The sequence below is a fragment of the Streptomyces sp. AC627_RSS907 genome (assembly GCF_019049165.1).
In genome coordinates this window covers 46,961-64,876 of sequence record NZ_JAGMUE010000291.1, presented here as the reverse complement: position 1 = coordinate 64,876, position 17,916 = coordinate 46,961, and the positions used below count along the sequence as shown (strand labels likewise).

General features: G+C 70.9%; 13 protein-coding genes. 4 read left to right on the top strand and 9 right to left on the bottom strand.

Annotated elements, in window-relative coordinates; translation table 11 throughout:
* Positions 1–42 precede the first annotated feature (42 nt).
* The 3 genes from KUM32_RS35340 to KUM32_RS35330 all read left to right on the top strand — a co-directional run bounded on the left by KUM32_RS35340 (position 43) and on the right by KUM32_RS35330 (position 4,860).
* Entirely contained in the window at positions 43–1,329 is a 1,287-nt protein-coding gene (locus KUM32_RS35340) for a ribonuclease D (protein WP_217146020.1), read from the top strand.
* A gap of 187 nt (positions 1,330–1,516) precedes the next feature.
* Entirely contained in the window at positions 1,517–2,734 is a 1,218-nt protein-coding gene (locus KUM32_RS35335; protein ID WP_217146019.1) for an acetyl-CoA C-acyltransferase, read from the top strand.
* Positions 2,731–4,860 (top strand): 3-hydroxyacyl-CoA dehydrogenase NAD-binding domain-containing protein, encoded by a 2,130-nt coding sequence (locus KUM32_RS35330; protein ID WP_217146018.1) that lies wholly within the window; start codon positions 2,731–2,733, stop codon positions 4,858–4,860. The genes KUM32_RS35335 and KUM32_RS35330 overlap by 4 nt, the downstream gene beginning before the upstream one ends.
* A gap of 296 nt (positions 4,861–5,156) precedes the next feature.
* Here the strand turns inward: KUM32_RS35330 and KUM32_RS35325 are convergent, their stop codons facing one another.
* Positions 5,157–6,179 carry a hypothetical protein gene (locus KUM32_RS35325; protein WP_217146017.1) on the bottom strand — a complete coding sequence of 341 codons (1,023 nt, stop codon included), beginning with the start codon at positions 6,177–6,179 and terminating at the stop codon, positions 5,157–5,159.
* Between the two features lie 81 nt (positions 6,180–6,260).
* Here KUM32_RS35325 and KUM32_RS35320 point away from each other — a divergent pair, with 81 nt between their 5' ends.
* Entirely contained in the window at positions 6,261–6,641 is a 381-nt protein-coding gene (locus KUM32_RS35320; protein ID WP_217146016.1) for an NTP pyrophosphohydrolase, read from the top strand.
* Positions 6,642–6,693: 52 nt separating this feature from the next.
* Here KUM32_RS35320 and KUM32_RS35315 read toward each other — a convergent pair whose 3' ends face one another.
* The 8 genes from KUM32_RS35315 to KUM32_RS35280 form a co-directional block, all read right to left on the bottom strand.
* Entirely contained in the window at positions 6,694–8,214 is a 1,521-nt protein-coding gene (locus KUM32_RS35315) for an amino acid permease (RefSeq protein WP_217146015.1), read from the bottom strand.
* A gap of 137 nt (positions 8,215–8,351) precedes the next feature.
* Positions 8,352–10,283, bottom strand: a complete 1,932-nt coding sequence (gene dxs / locus KUM32_RS35310) for a 1-deoxy-D-xylulose-5-phosphate synthase (protein ID WP_217146014.1) — start codon at positions 10,281–10,283, stop codon at positions 8,352–8,354.
* A 781-nt stretch (positions 10,284–11,064) separates the two neighbouring features.
* Positions 11,065–12,369, bottom strand: coding sequence for a sugar ABC transporter permease (locus KUM32_RS35305; protein WP_217146013.1), 1,305 nt, complete (start codon positions 12,367–12,369; stop codon positions 11,065–11,067).
* Positions 12,366–13,157: an ATP-binding cassette domain-containing protein gene (locus KUM32_RS35300; RefSeq protein WP_217146012.1), complete on the bottom strand. Its 792-nt coding sequence runs from the start codon at positions 13,155–13,157 to the stop codon at positions 12,366–12,368. Before KUM32_RS35300 ends, KUM32_RS35305 begins: the two co-directional genes overlap by 4 nt.
* A 182-nt stretch (positions 13,158–13,339) precedes the next feature.
* Positions 13,340–14,443, bottom strand: a complete 1,104-nt coding sequence (locus tag KUM32_RS35295) for a sugar ABC transporter substrate-binding protein (protein ID WP_217146027.1) — start codon at positions 14,441–14,443, stop codon at positions 13,340–13,342.
* 133 nt (positions 14,444–14,576) lie between these two features.
* On the bottom strand, positions 14,577–15,788 hold the full coding sequence (locus KUM32_RS35290; RefSeq protein ID WP_217146011.1) for an ROK family transcriptional regulator: 1,212 nt from the start codon (positions 15,786–15,788) through the stop codon (positions 14,577–14,579).
* Positions 15,789–15,982: 194 nt separating this feature from the next.
* Positions 15,983–16,906, bottom strand: a complete 924-nt coding sequence (locus tag KUM32_RS35285; protein WP_217146010.1) for a carbohydrate ABC transporter permease — start codon at positions 16,904–16,906, stop codon at positions 15,983–15,985.
* 2 nt (positions 16,907–16,908) lie between these two features.
* Positions 16,909–17,835 carry a carbohydrate ABC transporter permease gene (locus KUM32_RS35280; protein ID WP_217146009.1) on the bottom strand — a complete coding sequence of 309 codons (927 nt, stop codon included), beginning with the start codon at positions 17,833–17,835 and terminating at the stop codon, positions 16,909–16,911.
* Positions 17,836–17,916 lie beyond the last annotated feature (81 nt).

Sequence of the window (17,916 nt, the reverse complement as noted above, 5' to 3'; positions counted from 1 at the left end):
TTCCGTCGGCGGGCGTCGTCGATCCACCGATACCCTTGACAGGTGACCGACGCCCACGAAACCGCAGCAGACCCTTCACTGCGAACCACCGGAGGCGCCCCTCCGGACGACGCCGGATCTTCTGTGACTCAGGCGCCGACCCCCTTGCTCGAGCCACGCGAGGGCATTCCGCCGGTGATCGCCGACGCGTCCGCCCTCGCCGAGGTGACCGCCGCCTTCGCCGCCGGACGCGGCCCCGTCGCGGTCGACGCCGAGCGCGCCTCCGGCTACCGGTACGGCCAGCGCGCGTACCTCGTACAGCTGCGCCGCGAGGGCGCCGGGACCGCGCTGATCGACCCGGTGGCCTGTCCGGACCTGTCCGGGCTGGGCGCGGCGATCGCCGACGTGGAGTGGGTGCTGCACGCGGCCACGCAGGACCTGCCGTGCCTGCGCGACATAGGGATGGTGCCCGCCCGCATCTTCGACACCGAGCTGGCCGGGCGGCTCGCCGGATTCCCGCGCGTCGGCCTCGGCGCGATGGTGGAGAACGTGCTGGGCTTCGTCCTGGAGAAGGGCCACTCGGCCGTCGACTGGTCGACACGCCCGCTGCCCGAGCCCTGGCTGCGCTACGCCGCCCTCGACGTCGAACTCCTCGTCGACCTGCGCGACGCGCTGGAGAAGGAGCTGGACCGGCAGGGCAAGCTGGAGTGGGCCCGCCAGGAGTTCGACGCGATCGCGTCGGCCCCGCCGGCCGAGCCCCGCAAGGACCCGTGGCGCCGTACGTCCGGCATGCACAAGGTGCGCCGGCGGCGTCAGCTCGCCGTCGTGCGGGAGCTGTGGCAGACCCGGGACCGCATCGCGCAGCGCCGGGACGTCTCACCGGGCAAGGTGCTCGGCGACGCGGCCATCGTCGAGGCGGCGCTCGCGCTGCCGGCCAACGCGCACGCGCTGGCCGCGCTGAACGGGTTCGGCCGGGTCAACCGCCGGCAGCTCGAGCAGTGGCAGGTGGCGGTCGACCGGGCCAGGAGCCTGTCCGAGTCGCAGCTGCCGCAGCCCGGCCAGGCGGTGACCGGCCCGCCGCCGCCGCGTGCGTGGGCCGACAAGGACCCGGCCGCCGCGGCCCGGCTGTCCGCGGCGCGGGCCGGGGTGACGGCGCTGGCCGAGCAGTTGAACATGCCGCAGGAGAACCTGATCACGCCGGACACGGTGCGCAGGGTCTGCTGGGAGCCGCCGGCGACGGTCGACGCCCGGTCCGTGGCCGCGGCCCTCGCCGGACACGGGGCCCGGCCGTGGCAGGTCGAGCAGGTGACGCCGGTGCTGGTGACGGCGCTGTCCCAGGAGGTGTCGTAGGTCCGGCGGCGGTGAGTTCCGGCCGGCGTCCGGAGGTGGCGCCCGGGACCAGGCGGTGTGACGTTCACCGCTTGGGCCGGGGGGACTGGGCAGCTACGTTACCCATAAGTAGCATGGGCCTGAGCGCGCGCTCAGTGCATGCGTGCCGCAGCAGCAGTGCCATCCCGCACCCTGGAGGAGAGCCATCGTGCCTCGTACCGTCAGGGACGTCGTCTTCGTAGACGGCGTCCGCACCCCGTTCGGCAAGGCGGGCCCGAAGGGCATCTACCACGAGACCCGCGCCGACGACCTGGTCGTGAAGGCGATCCGGGAGCTGCTGCGCCGCAACCCCGGACTCGATCCCAAGAAGATCGACGAGGTCGCCGTCGCCGCGACCACGCAGATCGGTGACCAGGGCCTGACCATCGGCCGCACGGCCGGCATCCTGGCGGGCCTGCCCACCTCGGTCCCGGGCTACTCCATCGACCGCATGTGCGCGGGCGCCCTGACCGCCGTCACCACCGTGGCCGGCTCCGTCGCCTTCGGCGCCTACGACGTCGCCATCGCGGGCGGTGTCGAGCACATGGGCCGCCACCCGATGGGCGAGGGCGTGGACCCGAACCCGCGGTTCGTCAGCGAGAAGCTGGTCGACGAGTCCGCCCTCTTCATGGGCATGACCGCCGAGAACCTGCACGACCGCTACCCGGGCATCACCAAGCGGCGTGCCGACGAGTACGCCGTGCGCTCGCAGGAGAAGGCCGCCAAGGCGTACGCCAACGGCAAGATCCAGGCCGACCTGGTGCCGATCTCGGTGCGCCGCACCAACGAAGAGGCCGGTGAGACCGGCTGGGGCCTGGTCACCGCCGACGAGCCGATGCGTCCGGGCACCACGCTGGAGAACCTGGCGGGCCTGAAGACGCCGTTCCGCGTGCACGGCCGGGTCACCGCGGGCAACGCGGCCGGTCTGAACGACGGCGCGACCGCCTCCCTCATCGCGAGCGAGGACTTCGCCCGGGAGAACGGCCTGCTGGTCAAGATGCGCCTCGTCTCGTACGCCTTCGCGGGCGTCGAGCCGGAGGTCATGGGCTACGGCCCGATCCCGGCGACGGAGAAGGCCCTGGCCCAGGCGGGCCTGTCCATCTCCGACATCGGCCTGTTCGAGATCAACGAGGCCTTCGCCGTCCAGGTCCTCGCGTTCCTGGAGCACTACGGCATCGCCGACGACGACGCGCGCGTCAACCAGTACGGCGGCGCCATCGCCTTCGGCCACCCGCTCGCCTCCTCCGGCGTCCGCCTGATGACGCAGCTGGCCCGCCAGTTCGAGGAGCAGCCGCACGTCCGCTACGGCCTGACCACCATGTGCGTCGGCTTCGGTATGGGCGCGACGGTCATCTGGGAGAACCCGCACTTCGAGGGGGACAAGTGAGCACCACCGCAGAGCTGCTGAAGGGTGCGGCCGAGCTGTTCCCGGGCGAGGTCGTCACGCAGGCGCACGTACGCCACTTCGACCTCCCCCTGGGTGCGGGGCGCTTCGCCCTGATCACCCTGGACAACGGCCACGACCACACCAAGCCGACCACGCTCGGCCCGCAGTCGCTGGCGAACATCGACGCCGCGATCGACCAGGTCGAGAAGGAGGCCGCGGACGGCGACATCGTCGGCGTCGGCGTCACCGGCAAGCCGTTCATCTTCGCCGTCGGCGCCGACCTCAAGGGCGTCGAGCTGCTGAAGCGGCACGAGGACGCGCTGGCCATCGGCAAGGGCGGCCACGACGTCTTCAAGCGGCTGTCGAAGCTCGCCGTGCCGACCTTCGCGTACTACAACGGCGCGGCCATGGGCGGCGGCGTGGAGATCGGTCTGCACTGCTCCTACCGGACGGTGTCGGCGGCCCTCCCGGCCTTCTCCCTTCCCGAGGTCTTCCTCGGCCTGGTCCCCGGCTGGGGCGGCTGCACGCTGCTGCCGAACCTGATCGGCGCCGACAAGGCCGTCTCGGTGATCATCGAGAACAGCCTGAACCAGAACAAGCAGCTCAAGGGCAAGCAGGTCCACGAGCTCGGGATCGCGGACGCGATCTTCGAGGGCGCTGACTTCCTGGAGCAGTCGCTGACCTGGACCGCGTCCGTCCTCAAGGGTGAGATCCAGGTCGAGCGCCCGGCGATCGACCGCGGCGAGGCCTGGGACCAGGCCGTCGCCAAGGGCCGTTTCATCGCGGACGGCAAGGTGCACGGCGCCGCCCCGGCCGCCTACCGCGCCCTGGACATCATCGCCGCCGCCAAGAACGGCGACCTCCAGCAGGGTTACGACGCCGAGGACCAGGCTCTCGCCGACCTCATCATGGGCGGCGAGCTGCGGTCCGGCATCTACGCGTTCAACCTGGTGCAGAAGCGCGGCAAGCGCCCCGCGGGTGCCCCGGACAAGTCGCTGGCCCGTCCGGTCACCAAGGTGGGCGTGGTCGGCGCCGGTCTGATGGCGTCGCAGCTCGCGCTGCTGTTCCTGCGCCGCCTCGAGGTGCCGGTCGTGCTGACCGACATCGACCAGGAGCGCGTCGACAAGGGTGTGGGCTACGTCCACGCCGAGATCGACAAGCTGCTCGGCAAGGGCCGGATCAACCAGGACAAGGCCAACCGCCTCAAGGCGCTGGTGACCGGTGTCCTGGACAAGGCCGAGGGCTTCGCGGACGCGGACTTCGTCATCGAGGCCGTGTTCGAGGAGATGGGCGTCAAGCAGAAGGTGTTCGCGGAGGTCGAGGCGGTCGCCCCGGCGCACGCGATCCTCGCCACCAACACCTCCTCCCTCTCCGTGACGGAGATGGCGTCGAAGCTGAAGCACCCCGAGCGGGTCGTCGGCTTCCACTTCTTCAACCCCGTCGCGATCCTCCCGCTGCTGGAGATCGTCCGCGGCGAGCAGACGGACGACGCCGCGCTGGCCACGGCCTTCGGCGTCGCCAAGAAGCTGAAGAAGACCGCGGTCCTGGTGAAGGACGCCCCGGCGTTCGTCGTGAACCGCATCCTGACCCGCTTCATGGGCGAGATCCAGAACATCATCGACGAGGGCACCCCGGTCGCGGTCGCGGAGAAGGCGGTCGAGCCGCTCGGCCTGCCGATGTCCCCGCTGGTCCTGCTGGAGCTGGTCGGCCCGGCGATCGGCCTGCACGTCTCCGAGACGCTCAACAAGGCGTTCCCCGACCGCTTCAAGGTCTCCCCGAACCTGAAGGCGGTCGTCGAGGCGGGCAAGCGCGGCTTCTACGTCTACGACAGCGGGAAGCCGGAGCTGGACCCGGAGGTCGCCGCGCTGCTCCGGCAGGGCGACACCGTCCTCACCGAGGAGCAGGTCCGCGCCCGTGTCCTGGACGCGGTGGCCCAGGAGATCGGGCTCATGCTCGACGAGGGCGTCGTCGCCGAGGCCCAGGACATCGACCTCTGCCTGATCACCGGCGCCGGCTGGCCCTTCCACCTGGGCGGCATCACGCCGTACCTGGACCGCGAGGGCGTCGCCGAGCGGGTGAACGGGAAGCGGTTCCTGGAGTCCGGGGTGGCGAGCGTTCCGGCATAGCCGGCCTCCCTGTCCGACGGGGTGGGCCGCACGGTGACGATCCGTGCGGCCCACCCCGTCGTCGTCGGAGGTCTTCCACGAGGCCGGGAGGCCGGTGCCGTTGAGCGGCGTCGCGCTCTCCGGGACCGCGACGCCGCCGACGACGGCGCTCTGGTGCGTACCACTGCGCCGACGCCGCCTTCGGCCGCGGGTGTCGGCGGCGCCGGCCCCGCGGAAGGCGGCCCACGGCGACCCGCGGATCACGGAGCCGGGGCCGAGAAGCCCCCGGCGTCCCCGCCCATCAGGGGTCGTCCTCCTCAGACCGCCTGCCACGCTCCGAGCGCCAGCCCCGCCTCGTCCTTGCGCCGGGTCAGCAGCAGTTGCCCGGTCGACGGGGACAGGCTCGCGGCGACCACGCGGGCGTCGGCGTCCAGGGTGAGGGACACCAGCGCGTCGGCCGGCAGCGCCGGCCCGGACTCGGTCCACGCCGCGCCGATCTCCTCCTGCTCCGAGGGGTACGCGGCGAAGACGACCCGGCCGCTGTGCGCCGAGCGCTGGGCCACCAGCGTGCAGTCGTGGCCGTCGATGACGCAGCGGACGGCGGCGACCGGGCCCGGGCCGGCGGCGGCCACCAGGGGCACCGGCTTCTCGCCGGGACGCCAGGCGCACAGCTCACCGGTGCGGTCGTCGGTGAAGAAGGCGGTGGTGTGCTCCTCGGAGGTCGCGAGCGCGCGCAGGGTGCCCGGCCGGACGGCCACGTCGGTCCCCTCCCCCAGCACCGGCGGCGAGCCCGCCTTCTCCTGCCGCCAGTGCCGGAGCCCACCGGCCACGGCCGCGTAGAGCTCGACCCTGCCGGACTCCCCCGTCACGGCCGCGGGCTCCTCCTGGACGCCCCGTCCCTTCAGGTCCCGCCAGGGCTCCCAGCCGCCCTTCTCCTTCTGGGACACCATGCTCATGCCGCCGCCCCCGTTGCGGACGAAGACATGGGCACGCCCCTGCGCGTCGACCGCCACCGCCGGTGTCCCCGTCCGGTCGCCCTGCTTGTTGGGGTGGCCGCACGGCTGCCAGTCCAGGGGCGCGAGCAGGGGCCGGAAGTGCGTGGTGTGCACGAGGCCGGACTCGTCGGTCACGGTGGGCCGCCAGGCGACCAGATGGGCATAGTGGTCGGGGCCCCGGCCGACCGCGAGGCCGGGACGCAGTTCCTGGTCGCCGCCGATCCTGCGCGGGGCCTCCCAGGGCCCGGCGGGCGCGCGTTCGGCACGCCACAGGGCGGCGCCGTCCGTGGGGAGGTAGACACTGAGGCGGCCGTCGCGGCCGAGGAGAAGCCAGTCGCCGTTCACCGGGACACTCTAAGCGGGACCGTCCGCTCCGCGTCGGGCGGGTACGGCCATGGGCGCCGGCGCCCGTGCGACCCTGACGGCATGGACGACAACACACCCCTGCTCGTGATCGTCGACGCCGCGAACGTCGTCGGGTCGGTGCCCGACGGGTGGTGGCGGGACCGGCGCGGGGCCGCGGAGCGGTTGCGGGACCGGCTGGCGGCGGACGGCGTCCCGGGGCACCCCGGCCCGGTGGAGGTCGTCCTGGTCGTCGAGGGCGCCGCCCGCGGTGTGGACTCCGTTCCCGGCGTACGGGTGGAGTCGGCGTCCGGCAGTGGGGACGATCACATGGTCGGGCTGGTCGCCGGGGCCGCAGGCGGTGACCGCCCGGTCCTGGTCGTGACGGCCGACCGCGAGCTGCGCCGCCGGGTGAGCGAGCTGGGCGCGCGGGTGGCGGGGCCGAGGACGGTCCGGCCCGTGTGAGGGCGCCCGGAGGGCGTACGTGCCCGCGGGGCCGGTGCGGGGGCCGCCGGGGCTACGACGCGTCCGGGCCGGAGGGCGTGGGCGTGCCCGCCGGTTCCTCCTCGCCGAGGGCCATGCGGCTGTGCGTGCGGCCGTAGAGGAGGTACACGACGATGCCGATCGCCATCCACACGGCGAACCGGATCCAGGTCTCGGCCGGCAGGTTCAGCATCAGCCACAGCGAGGCGGCCACCGACACGACGGGCAGCAGCGGGACCAGCGGGGTGCGGAAGGCGCGGGGCAGGTCGGGCCGGGTACGGCGCAGGATGATCACGCTGATCGCGACGACGACGAAGGCGAAGAGCGTGCCGATGTTCACCAGCTCGGCCAGCTCGCTCAGACTGGTGAAGCCCGCGACGATCGCGATGATCACGCCGAGCAGGATGGTCGGCCGGTACGGGGTCCGGAACCTCGGGTGGACGTGGGAGAAGAAGCGCGGCAGCAGTCCGTCGCGGCTCATCGCGAAGAACACGCGGGTCTGGCCCAGCAGCAGGATCATGCACACCGTGGTCAGGCCGACCGCGGCGCCGAAACTGATCACACCCGCGAAGAAGGGGTGCCCGGTGGCCTTGAACGCGTCGGCGAGCGGGGCGTCGACGGACAGCTTGCTGTAGTGCTGCATGCCGGTGACCACGATCGACACCAGGACGTACAGGACGGTGCAGATGGCCAGCGAGCCGAGGATGCCGCGGGGCATGTCCCGCTGCGGGTTCTTGGTCTCCTCGGCGGCCGTGGCGACGATGTCGAAGCCGATGAAGGCGAAGAAGACGACGGAGGCGGCGGTGAAGATGCCCATCACGCCGAAGTTGGCCGGTGCCCACCCGAACATCAGCTGGATCAGGGGCGAATGCAGGCCGCCGCCCGCCTCCACCGGCTGGGAGTCCGGGATGAACGGGTCGTAGTTGGCACCCTTGACGAAGAAGGCACCCGCGATGATCACGACGAGGACGACCGCCACCTTGACGGCGACGACGAGCGAGGTGATCCGCGCCGACAGCTTCATGCCGAGCACGAGGATGACGGTGAGCACCAGCACCAGGGCGGCGGCCAGGATGTCGAAGCCGAACCCCTCGGCGCCGTCCCGGCCGCCGAGCGCCGCGGGCATCTGCCAGCCCGCGTTGTCCAGCAGCGAACGGATGTAGCCCGACCAGCCGACGGCCACCACCGCCGTGCCGAGCGCGAACTCCAGGACCAGGTCCCAGCCGATGATCCAGGCGGGCAGTTCGCCGAGCGAGGCGTAGGAGAAGGTGTACGCCGACCCGGCCACCGGGAGGGTGGAGGCGAACTCCGCGTAGCAGAGCGCGGCGAGCGCGCAGACGACACCGGCCACGACGAAGGCCAGGGCGACCGCGGGCCCGGCGTTGTTCTTCGCGACCGTGCCGGTCAGTACGAAGATGCCGGTGCCGATGACGACACCGACGCCGAAGACGGTGAGGTCGAGCGCCGACAGGGATTTCTTGAGCGCGTGCTCCGGTTCCTCCGTGTCACGGATGGACTGCTCGACCTTCTTGGTCCGGAAAAGGGTGCTGCTCACGGGAAACCTCCCACGCTTGGCGTCCTCGACGTGATCGAGAGGGGGCGTACTGCGTGTGCCCCGGCGTGGCTGGAATCACGCGGATGGGCCGGTTTCGCCACTGCAACGAGTGGAGATACCGGCCCATCGGCGGTACGTCAGTCGCGCGCGGCCTCCACCGAGTCCACCCCGGCGCCCGGACGCTCGTACCTGCCGTCGAGCTTGGCGACCAGGCCGGTGACCTGACGGGCGATGTCGGGGGCGGTGAGCCCGATCTCGGCCAGGACCTCGGCGCGGGAGGCGTGGTCGAGGAAGCGCGGCGGGATGCCGAAGTCACGCAGCGGTACGTCCACGCCCGCGTCGCGCAGGGCCTGGGCGACGGCCGAGCCGACGCCGCCGACGCGCGAGTTGTCCTCGACGGTGACGACCACGCGGTGGCGCTCGGCGAGCGGGGCCATGGCCTCGTCGACGGGCTTGACCCAGCGCGGGTCGACGACGGTGGTGGAGATGCCCTGCTTGTTCAGCATGTCGGCGACCTCCAGGCACATCGGCGCGAGCGCGCCGACCGAGACCAGGAGGACGTCCGGGGTGTCGGTGCCCGGGGCGCGCAGCACGTCCATGCCGCCGACGCGGCCGACGGCGGGTACGGCGGGGCCGACGGCGCCCTTGGAGAAGCGGACCACGGTCGGCGCGTCGTCCACCTCGACGGCCTCGCGCAGCTGGGCGCGGACCTGGTCGGCGTCGCGCGGGGCGGCGAGCCTGAGGCCGGGGACGACCTGGAGGATCGACATGTCCCACATGCCGTTGTGGGAGGCGCCGTCGGTGCCGGTGACACCGGCCCGGTCGAGCACGAACGTCACGCCGCACTTGTGCAGGGCCACGTCCATCAGCACCTGGTCGAAGGCGCGGTTGAGGAAGGTGGCGTACACGGCGAAGACCGGGTGGACCCCGCCGTGGGCGAGGCCGGCCGCGGAGACGGCGCCGTGCTGCTCGGCGATGCCGACGTCGTAGACGCGGTCGGGGAAGGCCTTGGCGAACTTGTCGAGGCCGACCGGCTGGAGCATGGCGGCGGTGATGGCGACGACGTCCTCGCGCTCCTCGCCGATCCTGACCATCTCGTCGCCGAAGACGGACGTCCAGTCGGCGCCGGAGCTGGAGATGGGCAGGCCCGTGTCGGGGTGGATCTTGCCGACGGCGTGGAAGCGGTCGGCCTCGTCCGCCAGGGCGGGCTGGTAGCCGCGGCCCTTCTCGGTGAGGCAGTGCACGATGACCGGGCCGCCGAAGCGCTTGGCGCGGGTGAGGGCGGACTCCAGGGCCTCGATGTCGTGGCCGTCGATCGGGCCGACGTACTTCAGGCCGAGGTCCTCGAACATCCCCTGCGGGGCGATGAAGTCCTTCAGGCCCTTCTTGGCGCCGTGCAGGGTGTCATAGAGGGGGCGGCCGACGACCGGGGTGCGCTCCAGGACCTCCTTGGTGCGGGCCAGGAAGCGCTCGTAGCCGTCGGTGGTGCGCAGGGTCGCCAGGTGGTTGGCGAGGCCGCCGATGGTGGGCGCGTAGGAGCGCTCGTTGTCGTTGACGACGATGACGAGCGGGCGGTCCTTGGCGGCGGCGATGTTGTTCAGCGCCTCCCAGGCCATGCCGCCGGTCAGCGCGCCGTCGCCGATGACCGCGACGACGTGCCGGTCGTCGTGTCCCAGGACCTGGTTGGCCTTGGCGATGCCGTCGGCCCAGCCGAGGACGGTGGAGGCGTGGCTGTTCTCGATGACGTCGTGCTCGGACTCGGCCTGCGAGGGGTAGCCGGACAGGCCGCCCTTCATCTTCAGCCTCGAGAAGTCCTGCCGGCCGGTGAGCAGCTTGTGCACGTAGGACTGGTGTCCGGTGTCCCAGAGCACCTTGTCGGTCGGGGAGTCGAAGACGCGGTGCAGGGCGAGGGTGAGTTCCACCACGCCGAGGTTGGGGCCGAGGTGGCCGCCGGTCTTGGAGACCGCGTCGACGAGGAAGGTCCGGATCTCCTCTGCCAGCCGGCCCAGCTCTTCCAGGCTGAGCCGGTCCAGATCGCGCGGTCCCGTGATGCGGGTCAGCAGCGGCACCCGTGCCTCCTTGCAGTAGAGCTGTTGCCGGGCTCGTCGAGTCTAATGTTCCGCTCCGGCGGAACGTGTCCGGGCGGTGCGTCGTACGTCACGCGATCGACTGTTCCCATCGGGGGCCGCTTCCACGTCTCGTCGAGCGCCCTTTTTCGGTGGACCGGTGCGCGACCGGTTTCCGGTGCGCCGCTGGCCACCGGTTTCCCCCGCGCCGGGCCACCACGAGCGTCGGCCGGCGGTCCGGCGAACGGCCACCGGTACGCCGGACCGCCCGCCCGGATCCCCGGTACAGAAACCGACCCCCACCGCTTTCCCCCGCACCGGACCGCCACAGGCATCGGCGGACGCGCCGGCGAACGGCCACCGATGCGCCGGACCGCCACGGGTTTCCGGTACGGGAACCGATCGCCACGGGCCCCCGCGCACCGGACCGCCACGGGCCCCGCGCACCGGACCGCCACGGGTTTCCGGTGCACCGGACCGCCACGGGTTCCCGGTGCACCGATCACCCCGGGGATTCCGGTGCACCGATCACCCCGGGGCTTCCGGTGCGCCGGTCGTCTGCCGGGGAAGGGCCCCCGCAAGGCGGCGAACGGGACTCCCGTGGCGCCGGGAACCGGGCGACCGGGCGACCGGCGCGCGGGCGACCGCTCCGGGCCGGCCCCTGGCCACGCGGCGCGGTCCGGCCCCGGCGCGGCACCGGGCCCGGTGGCCTCACCACGGGGTCCGCCCGCCGACCCGAGGCTCAGCCGGGTCGGCGGGCGGACCTTCGTCGGCCGTGCGCGGGCTACGCGCGGCCGGCCGTCTTCTGCGTCTTGCGGGTGACCGCGTCGATGACGACGGTCGCCAGCAGGACGCCACCGGTGATCATGTACTGGACCGGCGAGGCGATGCCCTCCAGGGCGAGGCCGTACTGGATCGAGACGATGACCATCACACCGAGCAGCGCGTCCCAGGTGCGGCCGCGGCCGCCGAAGAGGGACGTGCCGCCGATCACGGCCGCGGCGATGACGTTCATCAGGAACTCACCGGTGCCCGCGCCCTGGTTGGCGGAGGCGATCTTGGAGGCGACGAAGAGACCGCCGATCGCCGCGAAGGTGCCGGCGATCGCGAAGACCGAGATCCGGACCAGCTCCACGTTGATGCCGGCACGGCGCGACGCCTCGACGCTGCCGCCGAGCGCGAAGACCTTGCGGCCGTACGCGGTGCGGCGCAGCACGAAGTCCGTGAGCAGCAGGAACGCAAGGAAGATCACCACGGCCAGCGGCAGGCCCTTGTACTGGTTGAAGACGAACGCCACGGCGAAGGCCAGGACCGCGAGCAGTGCCGTGCGCACGATGATCTCGTTCAGCGGCCGGGACGGCACGCCGGCGGCCTCGCGGCGGCGGTTGTCGAAGAACGCGGTGAGGAAGTACCCCGCGGTCACGACGATCGCCAGACCGTAGGCGGCGGCCACGTCGCTGAAGTAGTAGCTGGTCAGCTTGACGACCACGCCCTCGGAGTCGAGGTTGATCGTGCCGTTGTCGCCCAGGATCTGCAGCATGAAGCCCTGCCAGAACAGCAGTCCGGCCAGCGTCACGGCGAAGGCCGGGACACCGATGCGGGCGAAGACGAAGCCGTGGATGGCGCCCGCCACCGTGCCGGTGAGGACGGCGCATATCAGGGCGAGTATCTCGTTCATCCCGTGCGTGACGCTCAGCACGGCGAAGGTGGCGCCCGCGACACCGCTGACCGAACCGACCGACAGGTCGATCTCGCCGAGCAGCAGGACGAAGACGATGCCGACCGCGATCATGCCGGTGCCGACCATGGCGACCGACATGTCGGAGAAGTTGCCGGCGGTGAGGAAGTTGGAGTTCAGGCTGGTGAAGATGGCCCAGATGATCAGCAGACCGACGACGACGGGGAGGGACCCGAGGTCGCCCGCCTTCATCTTCCGCTTGAACTCGTCGACGTAGCCGGCGAGGCCCTGCTCGCGCACCAGCAGCCGCGGGTCGACCGCGGTGACCGCGGCGGAGGCCGCGTCGGGGTTCTCCACCGCGCGGTCCTCGGCGGAAGCGCCGGCGGGCGTGGAGGTCTTGTCGATGCTCACTTCTTGATCTCCCCATGGGTGCGCGCCGCACGACGGGTCACGGCGTTGTCCGTGGCGCCCGTGATGGCGGAGATGATCTCTTCCTGCGAGGTCGACTTGACCTCGAAGACGCCGTTGTTGCGCCCGAGGCGCAGGACGGCCACCTTGTCGGCGACCGCCTTGACATCGGCCATGTTGTGGCTGATGAGGATGACGGCGTGACCGCGCTCGCGCAGCCGCTCGACGAGGTCGAGGACCTGCGCGGTCTGCTCGACGCCGAGGGCGGCGGTGGGCTCGTCGAGGATGACCAGTTTGGGCTCGCCGAGCATGGACCGGGCGATCGCCACGACCTGGCGCTGACCGCCGGAGAGCGAGGCGATCGGGATGCGGACGCTGGGGATGCGGATGGACAGCGTGTCCAGCAGCTCGCGGGAGCGGCGCTCCATCTCCACCTCGTCCAGGACCCCGCGCTTGCGGAGCTCCCGGCCCAGGTAGAGGTTGCCGACCACGTCGATGTTGTCGCACAGCGCGAGGTCCTGGTAGACGGTCGCGATGCCCAGGTTCTGGGCGTCGTGCGGCTTGTTGATCGTGACGGTCTTGCCGTCCCACTCGATGGCGCCCTCATCGATGGGGTGCACGCCGGCGATCGTCTTGACCAGCGTGGACTTTCCGGCGCCGTTGTCGCCCACCAGGGCGACCACTTCACCGGCGTGGACCTCAAGCTCTACATCGGTGAGCGCCTGGACGGCACCGAATCGCTTGGAGACCCCGCGCAACGCCAGCACGGGCGTAGCGGACACGTGAACCATCTCCTTCGCCGCCTGACCCGGCGGGAGGTTGTGCAGAAAGACTGGGTGGGGGCGGGGGACACCCGCGAGGTGTTCCGTCCGGCGCCCCGCGTAGCTTGCGGGGCTGACGAGTGCGGAGCGCCGGAGGAAGCAGCGTGCAGCCGGTCCCGTACGCGTTCACGCGGTACGGGAAGCGGGACTGCTTACTTGAGCCCGATCTTGTCGCAGGCCGACTTGTACTTGCCGCCGCAGATCTCGTCGAGCGTGTAGAAACCTTCCTTGATGACGGTTTCCTTGATGTTGTCCTTGGTCAGCGAGACGACCGGGACGAGAACCGCGGGGACGCCCTTGGTCGTGGCGCTGTCGACCTTGTCCTTGGCGATGGAGTCGAGCGACTCGCCCTTGGCGAGCGCGACGGCCATCTCGGCGGCGACCGTGGCCTCCTGCGGGTAGGACTTGTAGACGCTCATGTACTGCTCGCCGGTGACGATGCGCTGCACGCCCGCGAGTTCGGCGTCCTGGCCGGTGACCGGGATGTCGGCGATGCCCGCTGCCTTGAGCGCGGTGACGATGCCGCCCGCCATGCCGTCGTTGGCGGAGTAGACGCCGACGATCTTGTCCTTGCCGATCGCGGAGATGGCGCCCTCCATGTTGGCGTTGGCGTTCTCCGGCTTCCACTCCTTGGTGTCGTACTCGCGGCCGATCTTCACCTTGCCGTCGAGGACGGAGTGGGCGCCCTCCTTGAACTGGGCGGCGTTCGGGTCCGTGGAGGAGCCGTTCATCATGACGATCTGGCCGTCCTTGGCCTTGTCGCCCAGCGCCTTGAGGAGGGCCTCGCCCTGCGTCTTGCCGACGGTGACGTTGTCGAACGAGGTGTAGGCGTCGATGGGGCCCTCGGCCAGGCGGTCGTAGGCGACGACCTTGATGCCCTGGTCCTTGGCCTTCTTCACCGAGCCGGCGATGGCCTTGAAGTCCACCGCGTCCACGATCAGGACGTCGACCTTGTTGGTCACCATCGTGTCGACCTGCTGCGCCTGCAGGCTGGCGTCCTGCTTGGCGTTGGCGTAGACGACCTCGCCCTTGTTGTTCGTGAGCTCCTTGACCCTCTTCTCGATCAAGGGCTTGTCGAACTTCTCGTAGCGCGCGGTCTGGTTCTCCGGAAGGAGCAGGCCGACCTTGATGGCGTCGCCCTTCTTGGCACCGGAGTCGGCCGCGTCGTCCTTGTCGCCGGACTCCTTGGCGCTGCCGCAGGCGGCGAGCGAGACGGCCATCGCGGTGGCCGCAACGGCAACGGCGGCACGACGCATACGCGTGTTCACTTCAGAAACCTCCCTGACGAGGCCGCGTCGTTGCGGCCGAGGTGGCTGGAAGTCAACTCGGCCACACGTGCGGCGTCAAGAAGTAAATCCTTAACGAGATGGCAACGGTGCCATCCCTTCTCTAAGTGAAGGCAGGGGTGGCCGTCGGCAGAGCGCCGTTCACGCTTCCATCCAAAAGGGTCGAATCGCCCATCTCGCTGAGAGCGAGGGCGAGCGCCCCGAGGACCTCCGCACGGCCCCCAAGTGCCCCCGGGAGAACGGACAGTTGGCGTGCCGCACTGGGGATGGCGTACCGGCCGACCGACTCCCTGATCGGGCCGAGCACCAGCTCACCGGCCTCGGCCAGGTCGCCGCCCAGGACCACGCGGCTCGGGTTGAGCAGGTTGCAGAGATTGGCGACGCCACTGCCGATGTGGCGGCCGACGTCCGCGATCACCCGACGGCAGCCCGGGTCGCCGTCCCTCGCCAGCCGCACGACGCCTTCCATCGTCAGGCCCGTGCCGTGACTGGGCTGGAGGAGCGGGAGGACGTAGCGCGCGGCCGCGAAGGTCTCCAGGCAGCCCCGGTTTCCGCAGCGGCAGACGGGACCGGCTTCGTCGAGCGTGATGTGCCCGATCTCACCCGCGGTGCCGCCGGGGCCGCGGTAGATCTTGCCGTTGATCACCAGGCCCGCGCCGACGCCGCTGGCGACCTTGATGTACGCCAGGTCCCGTACCCCCCGGCCGCTGCCCCAGACCAGCTCGCCGAGGGCACCGAGGTTGGCGTCGTTGTCCACGTGCACCGGCACGCCGAGCCGGCCACGCAGCTCCTCGGCGGGCCGGGTGCCGCCCCAGCCCGGCAGGATGGCGGTCGAGCCCAGCGTCCCGGACTCCACGTCGATCGGGCCGGGCACGCCGAGGCCCACCCCCGCGATCTTGGAGCGGTCGACGCCGGTCGCCGCGATCAGCCGGTTGACCAGCTGCTCCGCCCGGTCGAAGCCCTGCGCGGAGGAGGCGTCGACGTCCAGCGGCTCGGACTCCTCGGCGAGCACCTGGTGGGCGAGGTTCCCGACCGCGACCCGCAGGTGCGTGTGCCCGAAGTCGACGCCGATGACGATGCCGGCGTCCCCGCTCAGGGAGACGCTGCGGGCCCGGCGACCGCCCGCCGAGGTGGGCGTGACCTCGACGGTCCCGCCGTCCTTCAGCTCGCGGACGATGTTCGAGACGGTCGCCGCGGACAGGCCCGTCGTCCTCGCGATCTCCGCCTGCGTGAGCGACCCGGCGAGCCGTACCGCTCGTACGACCCGTTCCAGGTTGGCTCGGTGCAGCGACGACTGCGACCCGGGAGTCTCCACGACGACCTCCTGCGCACGGGACCGCTTCGATGAGGCCCCGTCTATGTCCAACTAGTGAACTCTAAGCTGAGCCGTTCGGGTCGCCTCCCGTCAAGAGGTTGAACCGCATCCGGGTGCCCGGCACACGCCTGCGCACACGCGTGCGTGCCGCCCCCGGGAGCCCGGGGGCGGCACGCACGGGAGCGCGCAGGCGGCTACTTCAGGGCACCCGCCGTGAGCCCCTGGACCACCTGGCGCTGGAAGATGATGTACGCGGCCAGCACCGGCAGCATCGCCATCACCAGGCCGGCGAACAGACCCGACCAGTCGCCCTTGTAGCCCTGGCTGACCGCCAGTTGCACCAGGCCCTGGGTGAGGACGTGCTTGTCCGGGTCGGTGTTGAGCACGGTCGGCAGCATGTACTGGTTCCACTGCCCCAGGAAGTTGAAGATCCCCACGCTGATCAGGCCCGGCTTGGCCATCGGCAGCATGACCTGGAAGAACGTCCGGGTGTGCGAGGCCCCGTCCACGAAGGCGGCCTCCGCCACCGAGGTCGGCAGGGTCCGGAAGAAGCCGGTCAGGAAGAACACCGTGAAGGGCAGCGAGTAGGCGATGTAGACCAGGATCAGGCCGTGGATGGTGTTCAGCAGCCCCATGTTGTCCACCACGTAGAACAACGGGACCAGCGCGAGCATGATCGGGAAGCTCATGCCGCCGATGAACAAGTAGTAGATGAACCGGTTGCCCGGGAAGTCGAACCGGGCCAGGACGTAGGCCGCCATGGACCCGAGCACCAGGGTGCCGACGAGCGACCCGCCCACCACCAGGACGGTGTTGAGGAAGTAGTCGCTCATGTGGGCCTGGGACCAGGCCCGCGACCAGTTGTCGAAGTGCAGCTTGTCGGGCAGCGACCAGGGCGAGCCGAAGATGGAGGCGTCGTCCTTGAAGGAGGTCATCACCGCCCACACCAGCGGCATGCCGACCATGATCGCCCAGATGACGAGGACGCCGTGGGAGAAGACGTTGAGGGTGGTGCCCTCCTTCTTCTCCCGGCGCGTCCCGCCGGGCGGTGCGTCGCTCTTGCGGACGGGGGCGCCGGACTCGGCCGGTACGGGGGCGGGGGTCTCGGTCGTCTTCATGATCAGAACTCCAGCCGCTCGCGCCGGCCCAGCCGCATCACGAGGGCGGCGAAGGCCAGCGTGACGACGAGCAGGGCGACGCCGATCGTGGTGGCGTAGGCGGCCTGTCCGTCACGGAACGCCTTCTGGTACACGTACAGGACCATGACGGTGGTCGAGTAGTCGGGGCCGCCGGGACCGGTCGTCATGATCTGTACGACCGCGAACGACTCCGCACCGAGCGCGAGGATGCCCATGTAGACCCAGCCGGACTGCACGGTGTCCCACAGCAGCGGCAGGGTGACCCTGAAGAAGGTGGTGGCGCGGTTCGCCCCGTCCAGCAGGGCCGCCTCGTACAGTTCCGCCGGGATGGAGGCCATGCCCGCGGAGAAGAGGACCACGAAGAAGCCGACCGTGGACCAGACGAGCACCGCCATCACGCACCACAGCGCCAGGTCCGGGTCGCCGAGCCACAGCGGCTGCAGGGAGTCCAGGCCGATCCCGCGCAGCAGGGAGTTGATCGCGCCGCTGTCCGGGTTGTACGCGAACGCGAACAGCAGGGCGACGATCGCGATGGAGAGCACCTGCGGGAAGAAGTAGACGATCTTGTAGAAGCCGGAGCCGCGGACCCCGGTGATCGCCGGACCGCCGCGGCGACGGCGTCCGCCCACGTTGATCATGAAGGCGAAGAACAGCGCCAGGCCGAGTGTCACCAGCGGCACCAGCAGCGCGAACATCACGCTGTGCTGCAGCGACTTCCAGAAGATGTCGTCGTCGAGCATCCGTGAGTAGTTGTCGAAGCCGACCATCTTGAACTCGGGACTCAGGCCCGTCCAGTCCGTGAACGAGTAGTAGATGGACTGGACGAACGGCCAGACGACGAAGAGCGCGTACAGTCCCAGGGGAACCGCCAGGAACCCCACGATGAACCGGTACTTGCCGTGCTGCATTGCTACCGACCCCGATCTGCGCGCGGGCGCCGCCGCCAGGGCCCGTCCGGCGCGCCGGCGCCGGACAGGCCCTGGGGACGC

Bases quoted from the DNA above. Each gene is read 5' to 3' on its own strand.
- KUM32_RS35285 (WP_217146010.1), bottom strand. From the start codon at position 16,906: ATGAAGACGACCGAGACCCCCGCCCCCGTACCGGCCGAGTCCGGCGCC.
- KUM32_RS35320 (WP_217146016.1), top strand. From the start codon at position 6,261: ATGGACGACAACACACCCCTGCTCGTGATCGTCGACGCCGCGAACGTC.
- KUM32_RS35295 (WP_217146027.1), bottom strand. From the start codon at position 14,443: ATGCGTCGTGCCGCCGTTGCCGTTGCGGCCACCGCGATGGCCGTCTCG.
- KUM32_RS35280 (WP_217146009.1), bottom strand. From the start codon at position 17,835: ATGCAGCACGGCAAGTACCGGTTCATCGTGGGGTTCCTGGCGGTTCCC.
- KUM32_RS35300 (WP_217146012.1), bottom strand. From the start codon at position 13,157: ATGGTTCACGTGTCCGCTACGCCCGTGCTGGCGTTGCGCGGGGTCTCC.